The sequence below is a fragment of the Gottfriedia sp. OAE603 genome (genome assembly GCF_040543965.1).
Classification (GTDB): domain Bacteria; phylum Bacillota; class Bacilli; order Bacillales; family Bacillaceae_G; genus Gottfriedia; species Gottfriedia solisilvae.
The window spans coordinates 3506463-3532091 of record NZ_JBEUNN010000001.1; the positions used below are offsets into that span (position 1 = coordinate 3506463).

Sequence of the window (25629 nt, forward strand, 5' to 3'; positions counted from 1 at the left end):
GTTGTAATCAACTACTGTCTTATAAGTAAGCAGCTTTTAAAAAATACTTAAATTATACTTTTGCGCAAGTAATTCTAATAATTTAATACCAGCAATACTATTCCCGATTTCATCAAGTGATGGGCCATATACGCCAATCCCAAAGCGTCGCGGAACCGCCCCCAGCACGCCACCAGAAACGCCACTTTTAGCTGGAATACCTACTTTTATAGCAAATGCACCTGATGCATTATACATTCCGCATGTAACCATAAATGTATTACAAATTTTCGCTATTTTTTCAGGCATAATTTGTGTCTTGGAAACCGGATCATATCCATCTAACGCAAAGATTAGTCCGATTCTTGCCAATTCAACACAATTTACTTCTATCGCACATTGTCTAGTATATAAATCTAATAATAACTCAACATCTTCAGTAATAATCCCGTGCTCCTTCATAAAGTAGCTCAGGGATCTATTTAAGTGAGCCGTTTCAAACTCAGATATTGCTACCTCTTTGGAGTATGATAACTCTTTGTTATCTGTTAATACTCTCATAAAATCGAGTAAACGATTAAATCTGTCTTTAACGCTATGCCCTTTAATCATGCTTGTTACTGCAAGAGCACCGGCATTGATCATTGGATTTAAAGGTTTACCCGCTGAACGCACCTCTAATTTAGCGATTGAATTAAATGGGTCACCCGTTGGCTCCATTCCTACACGCTCAAATACATAATCTTCCCCACGATCCATTAACACTAAAGCTAGTGAAATGACTTTAGATATACTTTGCAAAGTAAAACGTGTAGTAGTATTACCAGCTTCAAAATGTCGTCCGTCTGGTAAAAATACGGATAATGCTAAATCTTTTTTATTCGCTTTAGCAAGCGCAGGAATGTAATTTGCAACTTTGCCATATGGGATAAATTCTTTTGCGTCTTCTATTAATACCATTAACTCTTCCATATGTTTTACTTCATTTTTTTCATCAAATTTATTTTGGCTCATTAGATCACCCTAATTTCTTTATAATCATGAAAACATTACAATTCTTCCTTATCATATGTCAATCAAGAAGAAAAACACCTAGTTATCTAGGTGCTCTTTTAGACTTAGCTTTATTACTACGGCCATTCCTTTGATCTCTTTGTTGACTTGTTCTATCTTGTTTACTATTACTAGTTTTTGAAAAAGACTGCTTTTTTGCAGTTACATCTTTTTTTCTTTTTGAATCTGTAGCTCTAGAGCGAGTTTGATCAGAAGACTGTTCATTTTTCCCTCTTCTTGATTCATTTCTCGTACGGTTTCCTGGTTGTTTTGACTCTTCAGTTCGTTTCTTCTGAGATTCATTAGTTTTCGATTTTGATTCTCTACCTGGAAGTTTTGCTGTTCGAGGAGCTCGATTATCCTCACGATTCATTCGCTCAGATCGTTGTCTTGAATCGTCTTTATCAACTAAATTTATATGTTTGATTTGAAGATTTAGCTCTTTCTCTATCGATCTCATTTCATGAAAGTCTTTTTGAGTAATAAATGTAATTGCAATTCCTGTTTCGCCTGCTCGGCCAGTTCTTCCGATACGATGAACATAGCTTTCAGTATCCATTGGAATATCATAGTTAAATACGTGAGTTACACCTTCAACATCAATTCCCCTTGCAGCTACGTCTGTTGCAACAAGATATTGAATTTTCGCTTCACGAAATAGTTTCATTACTTTCTCACGTTTGCCTTGTGTTAAGTCCCCATGAAGTTCTTCTGATAACAGTCCTTTTCCTTTTAACTGCTCATTTAATTTGTTTGCTCTTCTCTTCGTTCTACAGAAAATGATAGCAAGAAAAGGTTCTGTTTCATTTAATTGTTTTAGTAATGCATTAAACTTTCCACGGTCAGTTGTTTCATATACAACTTGCTCAATTTCATCCAAAGTAATTCGTTTTGCCTTAATACGAATGATTTCAGGCTTTTTCATATAGCGTTTAGCTAGCGATTGAATTTGTTCTGGCATTGTTGCTGAAAATAATAAAGTCTGTCTTGATGCTGGTGTTTGATTAATAATATCTTCTACTTCATGTAGAAAACCAATATGTAGCATTTGATCCGCTTCATCAAGCACTAAGAAATCAATTTTACTTAAGTTTATAGTTCCTCTTCTTAAATGATCCAACAGTCTCCCAGGGGTTGCGATAATTAGATGTGCTCCACCTTTAAGCTTCCTTGCTTGCTGTTCAACATCTTGTCCACCATAAACAGCTAAAACACCAAAATCTTCACTTACAATCCTTCTTGCTTCCGCAGTAATTTGAATAGCTAATTCTCTTGTTGGGGCTACAACTAGTGCTTGTGTATGTGCTAACTCTAAATTTATTTTTTCTAATATCGGAAATAAAAATGCAAAAGTTTTTCCAGTTCCTGTCTGAGCCTGTCCAATTAAATCTTTTCCTTCAAATACAATGGGTATCGCCTGTTCTTGAATTGGAGTCGGCTCATTTATACCTAGCTCTGTTAAATACTCCGTTAATTCTTCACTTAAACCTAGCTTAGAAAATTTACTCATTCATCGGTTACCTAGCTTTCTTTAATCTATATACATTATATTATTTTTTACATTCATTTTCTCATTTTAAGCTTTCTCATTGTATCATAACGATTCATATTCCGCTTTATAATTCATTTTTGTATTTATTTTATACAATTAAGAATCAAACCATTCCAGCTATGAAAATGTAAAGATAAAAAAACTCGTTCTAATATAATAGAACGAGTTTTTTTCTTATAGATAATATGAATCTACGTTATAACCTTGGTATGCTAAATAATCAAGAATACCTAGATATATACCTTTTGCTGCCTCTTTTTGCCATGATGCACTAGCTAACTTCACATTATCTTTAGGATTATCAACAAAACCTAATTCTGTCAAAATTGAAGCCATTGATGATTCGCGTATAACATGGAAATTACCACTTTTTGTACCACGATCATCTAGCTTAAGCTTTTCAACTAATCTTGTTTGCACGAAGTCTGCAAATGCCATACTATCTTGTAGTTTCTCTTTACTTGCAGCTGTTGCTTTTGCTGCAGCTTCTCCATAGTAATATGTCTCAGTTCCATCACCTGTATGTGAAGGAGTTGAATTAATATGAATACTAATAAATGCATCTGCTTTTTTAGACTCTGCAAAAGAAACACGCTGTGTTAATGTTGGGTATACATCTGTCTCACGTGTGAAGTAAGAGTTTATCGGTAAGTTCTTTAAATATGTTTTTAAATATTTCGATACACTCAAAACGATTACACTTTCTTTTAGTGTTACACCACTACTTGTTTTAAAAGATGTGCCAGGGTCAGATCCTCCATGTCCTGGATCAATTACAAGTGTAAAGTCCCCAAGTTCCGCATCTTGCTGATCAACTATTTTGATGTAAGATTTACTCACCCAGCCAGTAATTGTTCCAACAACAATTTGATACCAACCATTGTTTTCACCTTTTAGCTCTACAATTGTACCACTCGATATTGCTTTAATCGTTGCATACTCGGTACCTGGACCTTTTCTTACATTTAACGATGATGAAGTTACTTTACCAAACTTGTCTTTAATTGGAATGGTTGGTGTTGTTGGGCCTCCACCCTCTGTTGGTGGTGTTGTTGAATTTGTCGTTTTAACGTAGCTTGACATAACCCAACCGTAACCCTTGCTTGTTTTGATTTTATACCATAAGTTGATTTTCTCAACAATTGATACTTTTCCACCCTTACTTAAAGTAACAAATACACTACTAGTATTTTTGGGCTCTTTTCTGACGTTAATTTTTGTTGCTGTAATTGTACCTGTGTCGATTACAGGTAATACTTCTGTATTTGTCTGACTCACATACTTTGACATGACCCATCCGTAGCCCTTACTAGTTTTAATTTTGTACCAAAGACTGTTTTTCTCAACGATTGATACTTTTGCACCTTTACTAAGGGTTACAAAAATTTTACTAGTATTTTCTGGACTAGTTCTCACATTAATCTTCGTAGCTGTTACATTTCCTGTAAATAAAACTGGTAGTGCCGAGGCTTGATTTACATAATTCGACATAACCCAACCATACCCCTGGCTTGTCTTAATTTTATACCAGGGACCACTTGTTTCAACTATTGATACCTTTGCTCCCTTACTAAGTGTTACAAAAATTTTACTTGTAGTAACAGGACTAGTACGAACATTAAGTTTTGTCGCTGTTACATTTCCTGTAAATAAAACTGGAATTGCGGTCGAGGTATTGATTTGACCAACTTGATTAGTAGCTGCATAACTTTTATTTACATGAGGAGATGAGATAAATAGACTACTAGCCGCGATTGAAGTAGCTAGTACAAAACTTGATAGTTTTCTTGTTGATTTTTTATTCATTACTAAACCCCTTACTATTGAGTTCTCTGTATAAGTATAACATCTAATATATTAACAATTAAGTAACAATTTGACTAAAAGTACAACATTTTAACGAAAATTGTAAAAAAATATAAGTAATACTTGACTATTAAAATTTAAAAATCTTTTATAAAATAGTACTTCTGTCACAAGGTATTAGGAATATCTACTAATTTATTCCATCTTCAATCTAATAGTTTAGTATGGAGATTAATAGAATTAAAAAACTCTACCTATGAATAAAAGGCAGAGTTTTTATCCTAAGGATTGATTAATTTCAAACGCAACGCGAATTCCTGACTCGATTGCACCTTGTATCCATGCTGTGGCACTTGAAGTGTGTTCTCCTGCGAAATGAATCCGACCTTCAGGTGTACCAATATCCTTACCAAAATCCCTTTGTTGCTCAGGTTTAAATATTACAAAAGCCCCTCCAGAATACAGGTTATTTGACCAACTAATTGAGGAACCAATCAGAAATTCTTTATATACAATATCGCCATATATCGTTGCAAGATTATTTAAAGCGGCACTTATTCGTTGATTTTCAGACAATCTATTCCATATAAATGCATCATCCCCCCAAGTATAACTTGCAAGAACAATACCCGTTGTATTCATTCCCATCTGGTGACTAGGTAAATAAGAAAATTTAATTGGAAGATCCGTTGTAATTTTCCCACCAAAAAAACCTAATTTTTCCCAAAATCTCGTCCTGAACTGTAATCCTGTTTTCACTGAATCTGTATAATGTAACTCCCGTATCGCTTTCCATTTAGCGTAAGAAATGGATTCAATTGGGTAGATTTCAACGAAATTTAAAACAGTAAAAGGTATTGTACAAATGACTAAGTCACAAGTAACACGATGTTTTGTTAAGGTTTTAGTGTGCTCCGTATACAATGTAACATATTGTTCATTTTGAACAATTTTTGTTAGTTTTTGATGTAAAATAATATCATTCTTTAATTGTGGTAAAAACGCATTAGGTAGTAAATCAGTTCCGCCAGTAATTTCATATAATTTTAGATCCTTTGAAAATAGCACATAAATTTCCATGAGAATTGATGTAAACGATAATTCTGGAAACCCTTCTATACCTATTATTGCTTTAATCAAATCAATAGCTCCTGTAGATAAAGATAATCCAACTGGATTATATCGTAAAAAGTAATCCATTGAATATTGATCATACTTTTCAATCACAATTTCTAAATTACGAACAGGATCTTGATTGATAAATTCTAATACTGGACCTAATGAAAGTAGTAATAATTCTTCAGCCGTTTTACCTTTTTCATTGGGAGCAACAGGAAAATTTAAAATATCTGGATTTTGCATATAATCTTTTAAAGTTGTAAGGACATTATTAACATAGATCAGATCATTTGGTGTGCTATTGATAAATTCATTTAATGGTAATTTAAACTTACGAATATATTCAAGCGTTAAATGGTGAATAGAAGGAATTCTCATTGCACCTAATTCTAAGTACTGGTTATTTAAAAACGGATATCTTTTTGTAAGTATTCTTCCACCAATTCGGTCATTTGCCTCAATAATTGTAATTTTGTGGCCTGCTTCTTTTAGCAATGATCCTGCAACCAAACCTGCCATACCAGCACCAATAATCATTATATTCTTTGGAGCTGCTGTTTTTATTAATCCATCTCGAATAATTGAGAGCATTTGATCATTTGAAAGATATAAAGGGTTAATATGAATCATCCCTTTCAATTTTCATCATCTACCATCTATTTTTATTCAATTTAAAAATATTTAGAATAAATCCATTCTTTTCGAAATATCATTCAAATGGTAATTAATTAATTAATTAATTAATCATCGCAAGAATGAAAAATTAAATAAAAAATAAAACCCTGTGATTTCAATACTGAAATCATAGGGTTACTATTTTATCACCTTATAAAAAAATACCAATAAACCATAAAATCAAACCGACATAACAAGCAACTTTTTTTACATCTTTATTGTTTACAGAAGAACGATTGACCAAAAACATTGCAATAATAAAGCCAAGTGGTATTGGAAATTGATTGATTGAGAAGTTAATAACACTTAAAAAATAATATCCAAAAATATGGAGTGCTAATGATTCAGAGCTTGCTTTTATTTCTTTTTTAGCTCCAGAATATAGAATAAAATACGTTAATACAAATAGGATTAGCCACATATATTTATCTCCTTTTTTTGGACTTGGATACTCTCTACAATCATTATATGATAGAATCTTTAACTCATGAGAAAATACACTTACTTCTTTTCTAGAAGATTTTCGGAAAGAGAACATCCTGGAGTTGTATTCAAATAACGCATTAATAAAAACAATGTATATGAAAACAGTCATAAAAAAAAGACTATGTGTTGGAATGTTTATACAACTCCTACACATCGTCTCTTCCAAACTTATTAAAACTTGAAATAGATAAACGGATTAAATGTACTAGCTACAACGTATGATAATGAAATTAGGAGTAGTAAGCAATACCATCCTGCTTCACCAAGTTGGAAACCAAAATAAGTTATTCTATTTTTGGAAATTAACCAATCTCCTATTTTATGAGCAACAATTTTACCGATCGGTGTTGCTGCAATTACTGCAATGATAAATAGAATGCCATATTCAGATACATAGAAATTATTTGATGCATTCCATAGACCTGTGCCATTAAAGGCAAACATCGTCTTTATATAATCAAATGCATATGTGAAAGTTTCAGATCTGAAAAATACCCAACCTACTATCACGATAATTAAAGCATAAGCATGCTGTATGATTTTAGGTAAAGCACTAATTAACTTACCAAATCCAGCTCGTTCAACCGCGATCCAAAATCCATAATATAATCCCCATGCAATAAAGGTCCAGCTTGCCCCATGCCAAATTCCTGTAGCTAACCAAACAATAAATAGGTTTCGGTATGTCTCGTAATTTGACCCTCTATTTCCACCTAATGGAATATATAAATAATCTCTAAACCAAGTACCTAATGAAATATGCCATCTTCTCCAAAACTCTGCTACCGAACGAGAAATATATGGATAATTAAAGTTCTCAAGGAAGTGGAAACCAAACATTTTTCCTAACCCGATTGCCATGTCTGAGTAACCTGCAAAATCGAAGAAAATTTGTAATGAATATGACAGAATTCCAATCCATGCCATACCTGTTGTCATTTGATCTGGAGATTGAGCAAAAATTTGGTCTGCAATTAAGCCAAAATTATTTGCTAGAAGCATTTTTTTCGCTAGTCCAATAATAAAACGCTTAATCCCATAAAAAACTAACTCTAAACTTTCTGTGCGTTTATTTAATTCATTTGCAACTGTTTGATATCTTACAATAGGTCCTGCAACTAATTGTGGGAACATTGTAATATACAATGCTAAATTTAACGGATTCTTTTGTACTTTTCTCTCTCCACGATAAACATCAATTACATAACTAAGTGCATGGAATGTAAAAAATGAAATACCAATTGGTAAAGGAATAACCGGCACATCAATTGTTAATCCTGTTAGCCTCTCTATATTCTCTGCGATGAAATTCGTATATTTAAAAATTCCTAGAATAAAAAGATTGCTACATACCATTGCAACCATGATCCATTTAATCTTTGCTTTTTTCTCTCTATTTTTATCAACTGCTAATCCAAAAAAGTAGTTCATAATAATTGAGAAAATCATTAACCATACATAAGTAGGCTCTCCCCATGCATAGAAAAACAAACTAGCTACTAGTAACCATAAGTTCTTTATAGAACGTGGAATTATAAAATAAACCAATAAAACGATTGGTAAAAACCAAAACATAAATACCGTCGAACTAAAAACCATTCCCTTTTAATCCTTTCCAAAACAGAATCGATTACTGTATATATTCCGTAATATTTTTTTCTACTGCAGTCGTATTCGTGATAAAAATAACAGCATCGGGCTTCTCTTCTTCTATAAACTTAACAGCTGAACTATTTTTAAAATTTGCATCTTCTCCGAAATATCGTGTATCAAGTACATCTACTTCTTTAAAATGTTTTGTTAAAAATGGGATAATCGGTTTTGCATATGAATCCTTTAAAATGACTAATTTTTTTTGAGAAATAGGATCTGAGTTTTTGTATCGTATTAACGCTTGATTTAATCCGAAATAAACAAAACGATCTGTATATGGATTAACTTCAGTTAGCTTCTCAGGGAAAAATACAGGATCATCACACTTGTTATCTTTATCAATACACGCTTTAACGGTTGGCGATATGATATCGTTTGTTGGAACGATCATTTGATCAGATTCCGTAACAAATGATAAAGTCGTTGATCGTGCATATGACCCATTAAATGCTAGTCCTTTTTTTTCAAATTTAAAAGTATCCTTCGAAATTGGATCACCAATTTCCGGTAAGGTTTTATTCAATTCCGAAACAATTTTTTGGTAACCAATGAATGCACCTTTCGTATTCCAATGATGATCCGTTTTAAAATAAATCTCTTCTTTGGGCTGTTTACGAAGTTCTTTTTCAACATCAATCAAATGTAGAGAAGGTACCGATTCTAAACCATCTCGTAATTTCTTAACACTTTCCTTTCCATAACTAGGAAGATATGTAGGTAACTCAGTTTCAAAAAATACAGACTTATGTGGGATAATGCTATAAAATACTGGAATATTCTTTTTAGATAGTTCACTAGTTAATCCCTTTAGCTCGTTTACTAAAGTAGTAGGATTTTGATTTGAATTTTGTTGAATGATAAAGCCATTATTTGAACGGTAATATTTCTTTGGACCAATCTCAGCTATTTTTTGATCAATCATCTTATATTTAAATAGTCCGTTGATTTCTAGCATTTTATTTCTTAATGGATATTGATCACTATGGTACGTTTCATATTCATCAAAGTATTTCCCGCTCTTAAATGATTCGCCAGTTAATACTGGTTTTGTTGCTAAGCTTCTATTTTCAATGACAGAAACCTTCCTATCGGGTAGTACCATTGTTAAAAAGAAACTACCGAATAGAATCCCAAAAAAGAATAACGAAATGATGATATTACTAAAATTCAATTTAGAATGTTTCATTATAGATGCTTTACCTTTTTATTTATTTTTAGGATTAGCAAATCTAGTTCGTAAAGCAACACCCCTCCTATTTCTTAACTAGAGTTACTATTTAACGATTAAAGGCATATTACAATTGGAAAAATAAGCATTTTTTATGTCATAACCTATTTATTTTATAAGAGCGCAGGTATGTTAGTAAAGTAAATTTGCGGCATAAAACATCATTTTTCGATTAATTTTTAGTTTTCCCTTAATCTCCAATAATAAAAAAAGAAATCATATTTATATGATTTCTTCTTTATGTTCCTTTATCTCTTTTTTCAAGAATTTACCCTGTCTTCTATATAACGCAAAAGTAGACCAATTAGCGATAAACACCCCAACTAAAATTAGAACGCCACCAATTGCCATGATTGCTTTGATTGGTTCATCCATTACGAAATAGCCTAATACGCTTGCAATGAGTGGTGATACGTAAAGCCATGTTGAAGGAAATACAGGATTTGTTTTTGATAATAGCCATGTGTATAATCCGTGTCCTCCAATTGAACCGATAAAGACTAAATATAAGATTGGCCATACTGCATCCCATGAATACAAAGTTTGAATGGGTGGTTTTTCAAACAGTAACGAGATAATAAGAAGAAATACGCCGCCATATAACATTTGCACAGCATTTATTAAAAATGGAGAGACTTCTTCAAAATCCGTCAGAAATTCCTTTGAATAGACTGAACCAAATCCATAGAATACTTCACCGATTAATACCGCTAAACAGGCTGCAATCCATAAATATGTCACATGTTGACTCATTCCTGGTAAACAAACACATATAACACCTGAAAATGCCATTAATAAAGCAATAAACTGTTTCTTTTCAATTCTTTTTTTACTTCGTTTCAGTTGCAGTAATAAAATCATCATCGGACCAGTTGCTGAAAGAACAGCTGCTAACCCTGAAGTTATGTACTGCTCTGCCCAGTACAGAGTCGAAAACGTCATGAAAGTTAAACAAAATCCGATAAACATGATTCTCTTTGAAAAAATAAAGGAAGAAACTTTTTCTCCTTTACTTAAAAAATATAAAATAACCAGAATACCAGCTAAAGAGAATCTTAATCCTGCTGAAAATAATGGCGGCACTCCAGATACAATCCCAAACTTTATTGCTAGAAATGTCGTTCCAAAGATTATACAAATAAGAATATAATTAATAATAATCACTTTATCACTCCTTCGTTAAACGTATTATATGAAGTTAGGTGTATAACAGTATAGGAGACTATATAACAGTTGAATATTTTTGATTGACTATTATCCTTTTTTTAACTAACGTTAAATCAAAAAGCATATGGTGAGTGTATGAAAATTCATATTCATAAACAATCTACAATTCCATTTTATCTCCAAATTAGTAATCAAATAGCCCAACGAATTCATAGTGGCCTTCTTTTAGAAAATGAACAATTACCTTCATTACGAATTTTAGCGGACGAATTATCGATCAGTGTATTAACCATTAGAAAAGCATACAAATGGCTCGAGAAAAATGGGTTAGTTTGGGTTAAACCGGGAAAAGGTGTTTTTGTATTAAAAAAAACGAATAGATTACAAGAAAAAAAGGATCACTCTAATTGGCAGCAAACACTTGGAATTAATGTAGTACGTTCCCAGTACTTAATGAATAAAGAATCCGTTACGTATAATTTTTCGAAAGCAGTAGTTTATCCACGCCTTCTTCCAAATAAATTTTTAGCAGAAGAAACACAAAAATTATTAAAAGAAGATGCTTCAATCCTGACGACATATGGATCTGTTCAAGGTGATGAGGAGCTAAGAATCGAAATTTCAAAACATTTATTGGAATTTCAAAAAATTCGTTCGAACCACGAAAATATCATTATTACAAGTGGCGTCCAACAAGGCATTGATTTAGTTTCTCAGGCTGTACTGAAACCTGGAGATTCAGTTATTGTTGAAAGTCCTTGTTACGGGGGAGCATTAGATATATTTATTAACAAGGATATACACATTATCCCTATAGAAATGGATGATGAGGGAATCAGGTCTGATTTGATTGAAGATGTGTTTCATAAATTTAAACCAAAATTATTATATGTGAATCCGTCATTTCAAAATCCGACTGGAATATCTATGAGTAGTGCCCGCCGCAAAGAATTAATTGACCTTGCCGAACGATACAATTTTTTTATTTTGGAAGATGATTCATTTGGTGACATATATTTCGAGCAATCGGTAAGACAGCATCCAATTAAGTATTATGATCGTAATCATCATGTTATCTACATTAAAGGTTTTAGTAAAACTTTGGCACCAGGAGTTCGTATTGCTGCAATGCTAGCATATGGTCCGGTATTTGATTGGTTATTTGCTGTAAAAGCATCAATGGATGTTGGTAGTCCTTTACTGACTCAAAAAGCTATTCTGCCATTTCTTCGGACAGACCGAATGAGAAATCATGTTGAAAAACTAAGGATTGCATTACAGCTCAGACGTGATACAACTGTCGACATCCTTTCAAATGAAACAAATCGCTTACAATTTCAAATTCCAAACGGTGGATTTAATTTGTGGTTATCAATTAATGAGCCTGCCATGGATATATTTGATTTACTAAAAAAAGCCAATGAGAAAGACATCTCTTTTTTACCAGGTGTTGCTTGTTACAACAATAAAACGAATGAACCATCATTTCGAATTAGCTATTCACTTGTTAGCGAGGATGAATTATCGATTGGTTTAGTAGAGTTATGTAAAATCATTAACCAATTTTAAAAGATAATCTTTTATAAACCGATATTTTACTATAATCAGTATAAAAAAAGAGACTTGCATTTTAAATGCTTGTCTCTTTTAAATTCATGATTTATTTTGTCCAATGTAAGGGACGATTTAATCTTGATGTAATTTTCGTATGATTGTCGCCTTTTGTTGCATTTAACTGTGCTTGAGTTAAGAAAATACTATCTGTTAAGTCTGCTCCACTTATATCAGCATCACGAAAATCTGCTCCAATTAAATCTGCTTTTCGCAAATCCGCTCCTCTTAAATTTGCTGCTATTAGATAAGCACCTCTTAAGTTGGCTCCTCTAAGATTAGCTTCTTTTAAATTCGCTCCAATTAAATCTGCTCCTCGACCAATGTTTTTATGACGTTTCTTACCGATTCCTTGAAGATGAATTGCTTCAGATCTTACAAGTTCACTAGTTTGCAAAAGTATGTCATTTACATACGCTCGATGTGCTGCCACATCTAAATCAAGCAGTTTATCTGATGGTAAATAAGTAAGTCGTTCTGTTTCAGCGAAAGCACATTTTATCTCAGAATGAATTTTTGGATTTAGATTTAATGTGAATGCCTCATTTAAATACCAAAGCATTTCTTGTAGTTGACGCATAATTGGAAACACATCAAACATTTCCTTCGCAGACTCAGGAACTGATTTCCAATCTTTTCCTTTGTAGGTATACTGTGAAACCTTTTGACCGGCACCAAAGCAATCAAATACTGTACATCCTTGAAAGCCAATTTGTCTTAAATTGTTATGCACGCCACAACGAAAATCAGATTGTAAATTACTACAAGGACTTCCAGCTTCTTTATCTAACGCAAAGTCTGCTGAAGCCGCGAAGGGAAGTGCCACACAACATAGACCAAAGCATTTCTCACAATCTGCTTTTAATTCTCCTAAATTTTGATCAGATTCTGTATGACTTTGATTTTTCAACATACATTTTCCTCCCTTCGCTTATGTAAATAAATAGATTTCACTATTTATCGTATCATCGAACATTTTACTGGTCAATTTAACCGTAATCTGATTAGAACAAAAAAAGCATCCTAAACTCTAAGCTAAAATGCTTCTTTCTACTAATTTAATTTTTTACGAAGTGCTACACCCGATGCAGCTAGTAGTAATCCAAATAATGCCCACTCTCTTGTATGTGAATCTGTTTTTGGTAACTTCCCACCATTTTCAATCATTCCTATATCATGTTTACTATTCAAAATAGGATCTTCATCTTCTTCATGGTAACCACGTAGTGATTCAGTAAGAATCATCATCACAAGTAATAAATTACCTTTATCATTAATCACTTTAACAAATAAATTTTCAACTATAACCGGTTGCTGTATTGAAACGATTCTAAGAAGAATCATTCCTAAAAAAATAGGACTGTTAAAACAGTCCTATTTTGCAACTAATGTAACTTTATTTTTACTAAATCGATGTTTTCTTCTATCCCTTTTAGGTTTGCTTTAAAGTCTTGAAGCTCAATGCTTTGATCATTAAGAAGTTCAATTATTTTTTTATTCTCCATGTATTCCTTGCTAAATACTATATCGTTACCGATACTTTGACCTTGAATTCTAGCAGCAATATTAACCGTTCTACCAAAATAATCTAAGCGATCATTCGAATTAACCGCTATTGCTGGACCGCTATATAATCCTATTTTTAGTGTAATATGTTCCTTGCCATTTTCCCTTAATTCAGATATATGTTTTTGGATTTGAAGTGCCGCATTTACACCATCTTCTGACAAGTAGAATACTGCCATTACTGCATCTCCAATTGTTTTTACTACACTTCCCGAATTTTTTTTGATCCATTTTGATAGATAATCAAAATGCTCTCTTACTTGGCTATAAGCATTTGCATCACCTAAAGATTCGTATAGTGAAGTGGACCCTTGTAAATCACTAAATAAAATTGTTACATTTTCAATACCTACTTTTTGACCAGGCGATAGTATTTCTTCTGAAAATAGGTCTCTAAATTCTTGCATCGAAGTGACCTGCGCTGCGGTGATTACTTCCTTGCTCCACTCCGCTTTTTCAAATACAAATAACATATCCCTTGGGCTATTGTTAGTAATGTGAATTGTAGAATTCTTAGCAATATCAATCCTTGTTTTCTCCCAACCTTCATTTGTATAAGAAATCGATTGATTAAGTTGTACTAATTTATCGTTAATGTTCAATGTAACAATATGATTTGCTTGTAAAACGCGTAATCTCATTCCCGATGGATCAGATATATCTAACTTGCGCGATTCTCCTCGCTTTACGATTTGTTGTATTTTTACATGTGGCGTAATCTTCGGACCACTAACACAATAAGTCTGATCAAAAGCGCGACGAATCGATGGATGTACTGAAAAATCTAATTCTACGTATTTTCCAAAGCTCGCATTGTAGGTAATGCCACATAAGTCACAATGAAATTCTTCTTCTAACTGTGATAAATTTGTGTAATTTACTTTAGATACTCGACAATTGGGACAAATCAAATTCCAATCTAAATTTAATATGCCTATTTTGGTTGCATATAAAAATAAACGAAGCACTTCATGTGGATCTGCATTCCATTCCTTTGCTACGCTTTTAGGATTGATTTTTGCAACATCACTTTCATCTCCATACACTAATAAATCATGCAGATAATCAATATACTCTTTATGAATTGGCATTTCTTTTAACTTTTTTTCTAATCTGTTTAATTCACTAACATTAGTATTTCGTTTAATTTTCACATTAGAAGGACTTTCGTTTTCTACAGATTTTACAATTGAATCTAAATAGTTTATTGTATTTTTCATCGAATTTAAGCCTGTAATAGGAATGGCTAGCACTCCAAGAATATTACGTGGAGTGAACTCAGCAAATAAACGAACCTTTGTACCAACAGTTCCATCAGGTAGTTTCATATTTGCATCCTCTAATTCAATTCCCCCAATGAAACTTTTTAAAGGTCCACCTTCATATTGTCTTTCAACCATGTAATCTTCATATTCATTCCACTCAAAAGGATATTCCTTCCAAAAGATTGGAACAATACCTGCAACTTTTGCTAACGCTTCTCTATAAAAAATCGATCCTTCACTATTTTTAGCTATTGAAAACTTTACTGAAAACAAACCGATCAATCTATTCAGTCGGTCTGTGTCACTTAGTAATTTCCAAACAGCTTCCCTAGATAAAGGATATTCCCGCTCGAGTACATATTTCTTTGCTGAAAATCGCATTGCTTCCCCCCTAGGATATACAAACTGCAATTGCTAATATGATAATGTGAAAAATTTGGTCTGCAACGATTGATAACCAACCTTTATTTTTTACGTCAGCCATTTGAATTGTTCTCACCCAAAAGGCCACGAATTTCTGACGATCTAAAAATATATGTCCTATACATATCAAAAATATTGCTGAAATTGATAATCCACCTGAAATCCATCCCATTATAAACACTACAGCAGTATAAACTGATACGTGCGTTAGAAGTGGAATCCATTTTGTCGATTTATTTCTAGCCATCCAGTTTGTTTGAAATAAAAAATCACCTATTAAATGACCTATTAACAAATATTCAAACTGATTCATTTGGCTGTACCTCAATTGATTTAGTACATTTTCTTTTTAAATGCTTTCTTTCTTCTAAAGATCTAATAAAAGAGTGAACAATATGCTCATCAAACAAAGTATTTTTACATCGTTCTAGCTCATTGATCCCTTCCTCAAATGATAAACCTTTATGATAGGGTCGATCTGTTGTCATCGCATCAAAAGTATCGGCTACACCAACGATTTTAGCGAAAATTGGGATTTCATCTCCAACGAGTCTATCTGGATAACCACTGCCATCTAACCTTTCATGGTGGAATTTTGCAGTTTCTATTAAACTTGTTATTTTACCTTTTGAATTAATTTCTGATAGAATCTCTGCCCCAATGATTGGGTGAGTTTTAATAACGTTATACTCTTCATTGGTTAATCTACTCGTTTTTCTCAAGATTTCATCAGGAATTCCAATTTTACCGATATCGTGTAATAATGCAGCTTTATACAATTCTTCAATCGCCTTAGCATCCATTTCCATATTTTCTGCAATCCAACGAGAATACTTTGCTACTCTCTCTGAATGGCCAGAAGTATAAGGATCCCTCGCATCTAAAACCTTTGCAAGTGTACGAATAACATTTAAATTCATCCTAGCTAATTCATCATAAATTTGACTATTATGTAAAGCTAGTGCTGCCTGATTCGCTAATAATACTGAAAGTTTCAGGTCATCCCTTGTAAAGAGCAAATTATTTTTCTTATTTAATAATTGTAGAGCTCCGATTACCTTTTCTTTTGCTATTAATGGCACTGTCATCATCGATTTTGTCGTAAAGCCACTTTGTTGATCCACTCTAGTCGCCCAAGATGCATCTTCCATTACATTCTCAATTAAATGTGGTTCACTAGAAGAAATAACCTTCCCTACAATACCTTCATTTAATTTCAACTTTATATTGATTATGTTTGAAGAATTCGACCCGTAAACTGCACTAGCTTCTATCATTTGTTCTTCATCATTAACGACCCATAATGTACCAGCTTCTGCATCAACTAAATTAACCATTTGGAGAATAATATTTTGAAAGACTTCATTTATTTCAATATTAGAATTCAAATGTTTAAACGCTTCTAACAGACTTAATAGTTCAGTTTCTTTGTATGTAGATTCTTCAGCTTTCCCCATTTTATACTCCCTTTCCGATGATCAATAATAGTGAATTAGTACTATTTCCCATCCGATTATTCCTACAAATTTCTGCATTGAAAAATTCAATAAATATTTGATTGCTCCTTTATTTCCAACTTCCTTCTTCAGGATTCTACAATTAGAATTGATATGTATTATATCGAATCAAAATATGTTCCTCTGAAGTATATAGAGTAAAAATACCTATTAAATTTGCTAAAACAATTTCTTATTTTCGAAAACTAGCTAATCTGTAGTAGACATATTTCTGTTTCTTGGTTGTCATTAAGGGGCTCAAATTCCTTATTGTTAAGAAGTTAGTTATATATTTTAACGCACTGAAACTAACAAAAAGAATCCAAAATACTAAAAAGTATTTTGGATTATCACATAAATTCAACTAAAGTTGATATCAGTTCCATACTGTATTAAATTTAGTTTTTTTGCCACAGATTGAGATGAAAAATTATCCCATGAGGTGCTATATAAAGCTATACGTCCTTGACTCTGTATGTCCATGGCCCAAGCATTTGAAACGTCTAATCCGTATCCTTTCCCACGAAACTCTTCAAGTGTATATAAACTTGCTTCTGCAGCCATTGAGGTTTGTCTGGCACTACAACAAATCGAAACGGCCATATCATCTTGGATGATTGCATAACATGGCTGTTTATATTCAAACTCTTCATAAGTATAAGGAAATTTCGCCTTTAACAACTCTTTGTTTGAATCAGTAATCTTTACAACATCTGTTAAAGATTGCTTTCTTAATTTCGGAAAAACATACGCTGGTCCAATCCACACACTGCTTAGTTGTTTATATTTATTTAAAATATTAAAGATTTCTGCTATTTCTATATTCGAACTTAATTGAATAGCCTGATCTAAATCATTTACCAAATTTCCATCTAAATCATTAGAATATCTAACTATTTTCCCGTACTTTGAAGTGCCAATATAAATACTTGGCGCATTATCATAAGGTAGTTCATTTATATGTGTTATTTGATTGAACTCATTGTGTTTATATAATACTTGAACATGACAATCTAAAAGCTCCATATCTGATAACAAATACATTCCTCCTAACATCGTATACAAATACCATTCATTATATTGGTGAGAAATTCCTTTATCTCATCACAAAAAAAGGATAGATCAACCAGAATTCTCTGATTGAGTCTATCCTTTTACGATTATCTCGCTACGACTGAAATTGTTCTTGTTGCACTTATATTCCCTTTAGAATCAATTGCATTTACAGAAACTTTAGTTCCAGCCTTTTGTTTTGGAATCGTTAATTTATATACCCCAGTACTATAAGACTTAGTTTTATAAACTTTACTTCCGATTTTCACCTGAATCGTTAAATATTTTTCAGCTGTTCCTTGGACAAGTGCTGATGTCGTATAAACTGCATTTACTTTTGGTAAATTTGGTCCGACTCTTGTCACACTTTTTATAGCTGCAGCACTGCTATTTCCAGAACTATCTTTTGCCGAAATCGATATTGATGTTCCAGCATTTGTAACAGGAATGGCAATTTTATAATTTCCATTTGAATAAGCTCTACCAGTATACGTATGTGTACCAATTTTCGCTGTAACAGTCGCATATGCTTCGCTTTTACCTGTGATATAAGCTGAATTATTATTAATTGTATTAACAACCGGTGTTGAAGGTGCTATTTTATCAACAACTTTAATCAATGTTGGATTACTAATAATACCATTGAATGTTGCTGTGATTGATAGGCTTGTTCCGGCTTTTTGTACTGGAATATTCACTAAAAACTTACCATCAGATCCTACTTCAGTTGTGCCAATTTGATCTCCGTTAGCACTCACTTTTATGACTGCACCTGGCTCAGAAGTTCCAGTTAATTGTTGATCTAGATTACTTACACTGCTAACTTTTGGTGCTGTCACTTTGAACCCTGTACGTGGTTGTTTTGTACTATACTGTGATGAAAGAGTTGTTCCTGGATAATAGAAGTTTACGATTTCCGAATAACTTTTACCCTGTTCACCCATATTTTTAGCACCGTATTGACTTAATCCAACCCCATGACCGTAACCTTTACCTTTGATAGAAATTGAACTAGATGATTCATTCATATCAGTCATTAAATAACTTTTTATATAGCTTAATCCAATTGCCGCCCTAATTTTAGATGCAGCAACATCTGTTAAATTTAAATGTTGAATTTTTATGTTTCCATTTGTATCTAATTCATCTTTTGCAATGAAATCTACACTTAAATTACCTTTTGTGACTCTACCACCTGATGATGGATTCGTTAAAGTTAATTTAGGTATTTTGACAATTTTAATTGTCTTACCTGAATAACCATTTGATTTCATCCATGTTTTAATATTCGTAGTAATCTGTTCATCTCGTTCACTAATCGTATTCCACCACGAATTTGAATCTTTTAAATCCTTGCCAGTTAAATCAATCTGTGTTTTGAATAGCGCAACTGACCAAGGTGTAGCACTATCATATGGATCATTTTTAATTGGAAAATATGGTAATGGTGAACTTCCCCAGGCATTTTCATTTGATTCAGTTTTTCCTCCATTACTCGATGAAAATACTGCATCGATTAACGAATTATTATATTTTAGTACTCGACTAAAAGTCTGATCAACAGCTTTTGAGCTATTTTCATTCCAAGTATATCCACCATAAACTTGGTAGCTAACTGTATCGTTAATCACTTTGTTTGCATTAACCTGTCTCATTGCATATGTTCTTGCAGAAATAGTTTGAGCCTTTAATGCTTCTAGATTCCATGAAGCAGGCATCTCAAATGGCACGACACCTTTCAGATAATCCTCCATTGGTAAAGTATTAATAGGACGAACATAATTGTTTTCATTAACAAATGAAAAATTTCCTAAATAACTTCTTCCATTAATAAGTAACGGAGATTCATATTGAAAAGGTACTAAATCAATACTTGTAAAATTTCCAAGCAATTCATCCCCTAAATAAAGGGCTACTCCATTAGACGTTATTTTTATTTTGTATTCAGTATTCGGTTGTAATCTGATACTTGAATTTTTTACAGCATAGCTATCTGTTGATTTCACTGTCACTTCATTTTTGTTTCCTAAATAATTAACTAACTTGACTGAAATTAGTGGTTCCATCTCTGCAGCGTTAACTTCAGAATTAAATGGAAATTGAGAAAAAATAATTGATAAAATTAAGCTAAAAGTAAATAATCTCTTCAAACCTTTTCTTCGCCTCTTCCTATGAAACTATCTTTTCCTAGTTTCTTTCTATTAATCTATTTATATGAAATTCCAAAATTATTGTAGCATATAAACAACTATGATTAAGTTTAATTAATATGATTGAAATATAATTGTAATGAATGTTTCAATCACATTAAAAAGAGCAAATAACGATTTATTTGCTCTTTTAACTATTACTTTTTTATTTAATTGTTACAGTACTTAAAGAAGGGACGAAATTAATCCATGTTTGACCTGGAGAAAATTCTATTTCTGTTCCTTCTAATGTAAATGGAATAATCCGGCCATCAACATTTTTCCATTGAATATTTTTATACTTACCATCAACTAAATAGTAGCCTTTTCCTCCACTTTTTAAGTCAACTGAACGACGTCCATATTTATCAATGAATTTGTGTGTAGATTCTACAATCAAAATATTTTTAATTTGTAGTTGCTTCCCATCAAGTGCATCCTTGGCAACTACACCATCTTGATATCGTTGGAAATGTTTATTCGCTTCAGTAAATTTATATGTTACATTATTATCCGGATTATAAGAGTACTTAATAAATACTTCATTTACACTATTCCAAGAACTATCAAAAGCGACTGGCTCTTGTGTAAAATCAAGTGGTGTTACTTTTTCAGTAAATGAATAATTTCTTTTTTCAACACCCTTTTCAATTCCTTCTTTTAAAATATAAGAGTTATGAGGTGCTTTCCTGCTTGGATCTCTCTTAAATAAAGTGCCATCATAAATTAAACCATTTAAAGAGTCAATCAATCCAGCGTCCATCATTTCTTTCGCTTTCGGACTATTACCATGACAAATAAATAATGCGTGATAACCGTTTGCTAAATCAATATAATAATCTCTTGCGCTACGAACTGGACCAATTTTAACGGGTATATTACTTTGAAATACAGCTAAAAATCTCGTGATATCACCTTCAGCCAAAACTTCATAGATAAGATCTGCTTTACCAAGACCACTCTGAGGTCTCGCTAAGTGAAAATTATTTACCATTACAGCTACCGGCCTTTGTTCACTTACCTGACTAATTGGTAAACCATTTAAAGGAGCAAATATCGTATCGATTTCTTCTTTATCAATAACTTCTTCATTTTTTGGTTCTTCTTTATTACCTTCATTTTTTACCGTCTTTACAGATTTCCCTTCGTGCTGACAACCAAATAAAAGTGTACTAATAGCGATGATACATAAGGTTTTTTTTAGCATTGTTATCCCCACATAATAAGCGTATTTTCTTAAATTGTATTAAAAAAAACTAAAAATAGATAGTGATTTATAAGAATTTTACAAAAATAAACCGATTGATACAGACAGATTTTTAGACTTTCTAATATAACCAATTCTAAAAGCAGAAGTAAGATAAATTATTGTTCTTAATTTACTGAATGATAAATATTGTATAAAGATAAATTTGATTTGAGGAGTTGACTTCCGATGATCGTAGTTCATTTTTATGATAAAAACGTTGAATTATTAAATCAACTGCGTAATAATGCCCCATCAGAGGGCGATCCCGTTGTTATTAAGGGTAGAAAAGGAACTATATTAAGTGTTCAGCCTATAAATGATAAACATGTTAATGTACTAGTTGAATTGGAAGTCATTAAGAAACCAACATTCACAAATGACCCGAAAAAGAAAAGAAGATAATATTCAAGTAAAGTAGTGGGGATCATAACCCACTATTTTTTTGAATTTATCTTCTTTTAGCATATCCATTTTTTATTTTCTTTTATTCTTCTTTTTTAGCTAGCCTTCAATTTAAAGAAATCACTCATATTTCCCGAAAGATCTTTTGCAGATACGGAAATATTTGTTCCTTTTTTAATAGGCATTGTCACTTTGATTTGATACTTTCCATATTTATCGGCTTTAGTCGTGTACGTTCTATTACCAACCTTCACAATAACTGTCGCATTTCCTTCTGCCTTACCAGTTATGATTTTTGAATTCGCACTAACCGTGTTAATTGTTGGAATATCAGGAGCTATTTCATCTTTTACCGTTACAGTTCCAGAAGCCGTGTACTGACCATTTTTACTAGTTGCAACGACAGTCAAATTTGTACCTGCCAATTGTAACGGTACATCAATAGCAAAATTCCCCGTCGTAGTAGCTTGACCGGTCGCGATGACTGTTTGGCCTGATAATACATTAATATTAGCCCCACCTTGCGTAAATCCATTTAGCTTTATATCTAAATTTGTAAATTTATTTACGAAAGGTGTTGTCATTGGTTTTGCTACATTATAAGTAGAACCATCTGACATTGAAATCGTGTATAGGTCTTCATTTAATGAAAACTGCGATACAGTATTTGGTGTAGAGCTAAGACTTGTAAAGTATTGAACATTATTTCCATTAGATTCAAAATCTAATTGTTTAAGTGGATACAGGTTATTAAACAGTGTTGATCCAAATCCTCTAATTGGGGATTTTTGTCCATAATATTCAACCAAATTTGATTGCACATGCTGTTTCATAGTCATTGAATTATTCAATAGAACAGTATTTGAATCAAGTGTTTGAGTTGGAACATTTTGACCTATATTAAAAACTTGATTTGTTTTATGATTAGCGTCAGATATGATTTCATCTTGAATTAATGTTACTTTCTTATTTTTCAAATATACAATTGTTCGATAAACTCGTACGCCGCTATAAATAGTATGTTCCCCCATGACAATAACATGTTCAGGCGTATCGATAAAATTCGTCATTTTTGCTTTACCTACATTACTTGAAGAAATAGGATATGACTTCCCATCAACTGTAACTACATTATGTGCAAAAGTCGATCGCAAGTATTTTTGATAAGCATCTTTTGTATCATAATTATATTTTCCGCTATCCGTAAATATTTCTTTCCCTTTTTGAGTAAGAATGAAAGATAAATCGTCGGCATGTTTATGTGTCGTACTAAAATTACTCGTTGTAAACAATAATGAAGTCGTATTTGCCCCCCATCCATCACGAATAACAGCTACGGAATTTGAAATATTACTAACTAATGAAGGCTGTTTTCCTTGTTTCCCTTTTGTCAGTACATATTCAAATTCAGGATCTAGTACTGAATAAGAAGTAGTTTTAGGTAATTTTGTTTGATCTGAATCTCCTAATCTAGGAATCGTAAAATTAGATAATACTAGTTTAGAAAACGCATTTTGTTCTTTTAAAAGAAATTGTGTAAGCTCAGCGTCCTCAGCGATTTTATTCATATCCTGAACAAGATTTAGGACGACTAAAAAGTATTGTGGGCTATGTTCCTTATGAAGGCCTTCTGGAGTAAAATCTCTCTTGATGTGGGTTTTTGTACGGTATACTGCATTACTCTTCCATTGAACACTAGTTGTTTCTTCTGGAAAATAAGAAGCTAACTCGAATAGTGAACGGTCTTGAAAGTAGCCATGATTTGTTTTTGAATTATAGTATTTAGAACTATTTAAGTAGGTACCGTGTTTTCTAAGAACTGTTTTTAAATACTGTTTACTCGAGTAAGTTACAATCGGTGAACTAATAAAATAATGATAGAAATACAATAAATTATTTGTCCTATTTGCTAGCGCATGCGCATTATATGTATATGAGTCTGTTGGTCTTGCTGGATTTCCATTTGCTTTCCAAAAGCTTTGAATTAAACTAAAGCCATAAGATAAATACTTAGGATCCTTTGTCACTTCATATGCATTTGTTAAGTAGCTTAATGTGTCTAAACTTTGATAATATAAACGCCATGTAGTGTTTTTGTAAGGGTCTTCTTTCCAATTAATCGCCTTATAAGGCTTATAAAAGGGATATTTTGGTGATACAAATATTTCTCCATTTAGTATGCGGTCGGCGTTAAGTACGGTATCCTTTGTAATACCACTTCTTTTTGTAAGAAAAATCTCTTTATCCACAATAGCAGCCGCATATGAATGAATTGAGCTGCCAATAAAAATAGCAACCGTTAACAATGCTATCGTAATCTTTTTCATAGTACCTCCAAAAAAATTAATCAATTAATCTATTAAGTATACAATGAAAAGTAAATAATCTTTTTTATTATTAAATTCTAAATATTACAAATATTTATTTTGCAACAAATACTATTCGCCAATTTACAACGATTTCTTCACACTCAAATCAAGAACAAAAAAAATCCAAACATTTTTAAAATGTTTGGATTTTTTGATTATATCGTTCCTTTTAGAAGAGACGCTACATTTCTAGCCGTTCTTTCGATATTGTTAAAAGCATTACCCATGATTTCTTCTATTGGTAATATTGCAGGGATTGTTGGGAAAATAGCGTCGATTCCATGATTATACAACTCTTCACTGCCATTTCCTAAACTCCCACATATTGCTATGACTTTTGCATTTGGTGGTGCACATGCAGCTGCTCCAACAGGGGCTTTACCAAAAACGGTTTGCCCATCCATTCTACCTTCTCCAACAATTACAATGTCAGCATCTTTACATACCTCTACGACATTTAAATGCTCGAGTACTAGCTCTATCCCTTTTTTTATGGATGCATTCGCAAATAACATCAGACCAGCTCCCATTCCGCCACCAGCGCCACTTCCAGGTATTGTTGCAACTTGCTTGCCTAAATAACTTTCAGCAAGCTTATAAAATTTCCCCATTGCTTGATCTAGTTCATCCAATTTATTAGCAGGAAGTCCTTTTTGTGGTCCAAATACATATGTTGCACCATTTTCGCCAATTAACGGATTCACAACATCTGCAGCAATTGTGATATTAACACCTGAAAGCTTAGGATTTCGATTGGTTGCTGACATAGAAGTAACTTTTAAAAGTGATTGTCCAGTCCCTTCAACTTCTCGACCATCTTGATCAAAGAATTGATATCCTAAAGCTGCTGCCATCCCAATACCACCGTCATTCGTCGAACTACCACCAACACCAATAATTAGTTCAGTAGCTCCTCGTTCAACAGCATATTCAATACATTGACCAACACCAAAAGAAGTTGTCTTGAAGGGATCTCGCTTTTCCTTTGGAACTAAATGAAGTCCACAAGCCTCTGCCATTTCAATATAAGCAATTCTACCATCATTCGAGAAGGCAATTTTAGCATGTACTTGCTCAAAAAGTGGACCGGTTACTGAAATAGTTTCTATCATCCCTTCTGTTGATGCAATTAATGCTTGAACTGTACCTTCACCACCGTCAGCAAGTGGTAATAAATGATAATCTGCATTTGGAAAAATAGATGAAAATCCTTTATGAATAGCTTCTGCCACTCCAGTTGCATCTAAACTTTCTTTAAAGGAATCAGGTAATATGACAACTTTCATTT

Annotated in this window: 20 protein-coding genes and 1 pseudogene; 2 read left to right on the top strand and 19 right to left on the bottom strand. The window is 32.7% G+C overall.

The genetic code is table 11. The annotated features are described in order from the left end of the window. Positions 1-36: 36 nt before the first annotated feature. The 8 genes from glsA to ABID96_RS17940 all read right to left on the bottom strand — a co-directional run bounded on the left by glsA (position 37) and on the right by ABID96_RS17940 (position 10715). The gene (gene glsA / locus ABID96_RS17905) at positions 37-951 is read right to left on the bottom strand and encodes a glutaminase A (protein ID WP_192603992.1); all 915 of its coding nucleotides are present in this window, start codon (positions 949-951) and stop codon (positions 37-39) included. 124 nt (positions 952-1075) lie between these two features. Then, positions 1076-2542, bottom strand: a complete 1467-nt coding sequence (locus tag ABID96_RS17910) for a DEAD/DEAH box helicase (RefSeq protein ID WP_192603942.1) — start codon at positions 2540-2542, stop codon at positions 1076-1078. Positions 2543-2758: 216 nt separating this feature from the next. After that, positions 2759-4390 (bottom strand): N-acetylmuramoyl-L-alanine amidase family protein, encoded by a 1632-nt coding sequence (locus ABID96_RS17915; protein ID WP_192603941.1) that lies wholly within the window; start codon positions 4388-4390, stop codon positions 2759-2761. A gap of 276 nt (positions 4391-4666) precedes the next feature. Further along, positions 4667-6139, bottom strand: coding sequence for a flavin monoamine oxidase family protein (locus ABID96_RS17920; RefSeq protein WP_192603991.1), 1473 nt, complete (start codon positions 6137-6139; stop codon positions 4667-4669). Between the two features lie 196 nt (positions 6140-6335). Further along, on the bottom strand, positions 6336-6605 hold the full coding sequence (locus tag ABID96_RS17925; RefSeq protein ID WP_192603940.1) for a hypothetical protein: 270 nt from the start codon (positions 6603-6605) through the stop codon (positions 6336-6338). Between the two features lie 236 nt (positions 6606-6841). Then, positions 6842-8269: an MBOAT family O-acyltransferase gene (locus ABID96_RS17930; protein WP_192603939.1), complete on the bottom strand. Its 1428-nt coding sequence runs from the start codon at positions 8267-8269 to the stop codon at positions 6842-6844. A 31-nt stretch (positions 8270-8300) separates the two neighbouring features. Continuing rightward, positions 8301-9509: a DHHW family protein gene (locus ABID96_RS17935; protein WP_192603938.1), complete on the bottom strand. Its 1209-nt coding sequence runs from the start codon at positions 9507-9509 to the stop codon at positions 8301-8303. A 264-nt stretch (positions 9510-9773) separates the two neighbouring features. Continuing rightward, complete coding sequence (locus tag ABID96_RS17940; RefSeq protein WP_192603937.1) at positions 9774-10715, bottom strand: DMT family transporter; 942 nt, start codon at positions 10713-10715, stop codon at positions 9774-9776. A gap of 138 nt (positions 10716-10853) precedes the next feature. On the opposite strand from ABID96_RS17940, the gene pdxR reads away from it, so the two are divergent. Then, positions 10854-12287 carry a MocR-like pyridoxine biosynthesis transcription factor PdxR gene (pdxR, locus tag ABID96_RS17945; protein WP_192603936.1) on the top strand — a complete coding sequence of 478 codons (1434 nt, stop codon included), beginning with the start codon at positions 10854-10856 and terminating at the stop codon, positions 12285-12287. A gap of 91 nt (positions 12288-12378) precedes the next feature. On the opposite strand, the gene ABID96_RS17950 is transcribed toward pdxR, so the two are convergent. The 9 genes and pseudogenes from ABID96_RS17950 to ABID96_RS17985 all read right to left on the bottom strand — a co-directional run bounded on the left by ABID96_RS17950 (position 12379) and on the right by ABID96_RS17985 (position 21528). Beyond that, complete coding sequence (locus ABID96_RS17950) at positions 12379-13242, bottom strand: pentapeptide repeat-containing protein (protein WP_192603935.1); 864 nt, start codon at positions 13240-13242, stop codon at positions 12379-12381. A gap of 140 nt (positions 13243-13382) precedes the next feature. Next, positions 13383-13673 (bottom strand): LPXTG cell wall anchor domain-containing protein, encoded by a 291-nt coding sequence (locus ABID96_RS17955; RefSeq protein WP_192603934.1) that lies wholly within the window; start codon positions 13671-13673, stop codon positions 13383-13385. Between the two features lie 41 nt (positions 13674-13714). Beyond that, positions 13715-15541: an adenylate/guanylate cyclase domain-containing protein gene (locus ABID96_RS17960; RefSeq protein ID WP_192603933.1), complete on the bottom strand. Its 1827-nt coding sequence runs from the start codon at positions 15539-15541 to the stop codon at positions 13715-13717. 10 nt (positions 15542-15551) lie between these two features. Further along, on the bottom strand, positions 15552-15896 hold the full coding sequence (locus tag ABID96_RS17965; protein ID WP_192603932.1) for a DUF3307 domain-containing protein: 345 nt from the start codon (positions 15894-15896) through the stop codon (positions 15552-15554). Beyond that, complete coding sequence (locus ABID96_RS17970; protein WP_192603931.1) at positions 15883-17040, bottom strand: HD domain-containing phosphohydrolase; 1158 nt, start codon at positions 17038-17040, stop codon at positions 15883-15885. Before ABID96_RS17970 ends, ABID96_RS17965 begins: the two co-directional genes overlap by 14 nt. Before the next feature lie 399 nt (positions 17041-17439). After that, positions 17440-18117 carry a GNAT family N-acetyltransferase gene (locus tag ABID96_RS17975; RefSeq protein ID WP_192603930.1) on the bottom strand — a complete coding sequence of 226 codons (678 nt, stop codon included), beginning with the start codon at positions 18115-18117 and terminating at the stop codon, positions 17440-17442. Positions 18118-18239: 122 nt separating this feature from the next. Beyond that, positions 18240-18971: an Ig-like domain-containing protein gene (locus tag ABID96_RS20840; RefSeq protein ID WP_483301379.1), complete on the bottom strand. Its 732-nt coding sequence runs from the start codon at positions 18969-18971 to the stop codon at positions 18240-18242. 36 nt (positions 18972-19007) lie between these two features. After that, a pseudogene (locus ABID96_RS20845) lies at positions 19008-20198 on the bottom strand (SpoIID/LytB domain-containing protein); the annotation flags it as partial. A gap of 289 nt (positions 20199-20487) precedes the next feature. Next, positions 20488-21528 (bottom strand): DUF3048 domain-containing protein, encoded by a 1041-nt coding sequence (locus ABID96_RS17985; RefSeq protein WP_377896983.1) that lies wholly within the window; start codon positions 21526-21528, stop codon positions 20488-20490. A gap of 228 nt (positions 21529-21756) precedes the next feature. On the opposite strand from ABID96_RS17985, the gene ABID96_RS17990 reads away from it, so the two are divergent. After that, positions 21757-21972, top strand: coding sequence for a hypothetical protein (locus tag ABID96_RS17990; protein ID WP_192603928.1), 216 nt, complete (start codon positions 21757-21759; stop codon positions 21970-21972). A gap of 95 nt (positions 21973-22067) precedes the next feature. Here ABID96_RS17990 and ABID96_RS17995 read toward each other — a convergent pair whose 3' ends face one another. Then, positions 22068-24299 (bottom strand): heparinase II/III family protein, encoded by a 2232-nt coding sequence (locus tag ABID96_RS17995; protein WP_192603927.1) that lies wholly within the window; start codon positions 24297-24299, stop codon positions 22068-22070. A 197-nt stretch (positions 24300-24496) separates the two neighbouring features. After that, positions 24497-25627: a glycerate kinase gene (locus tag ABID96_RS18000; RefSeq protein WP_192603926.1), complete on the bottom strand. Its 1131-nt coding sequence runs from the start codon at positions 25625-25627 to the stop codon at positions 24497-24499. Between the last annotated feature and the right edge of the window lie 2 nt (positions 25628-25629).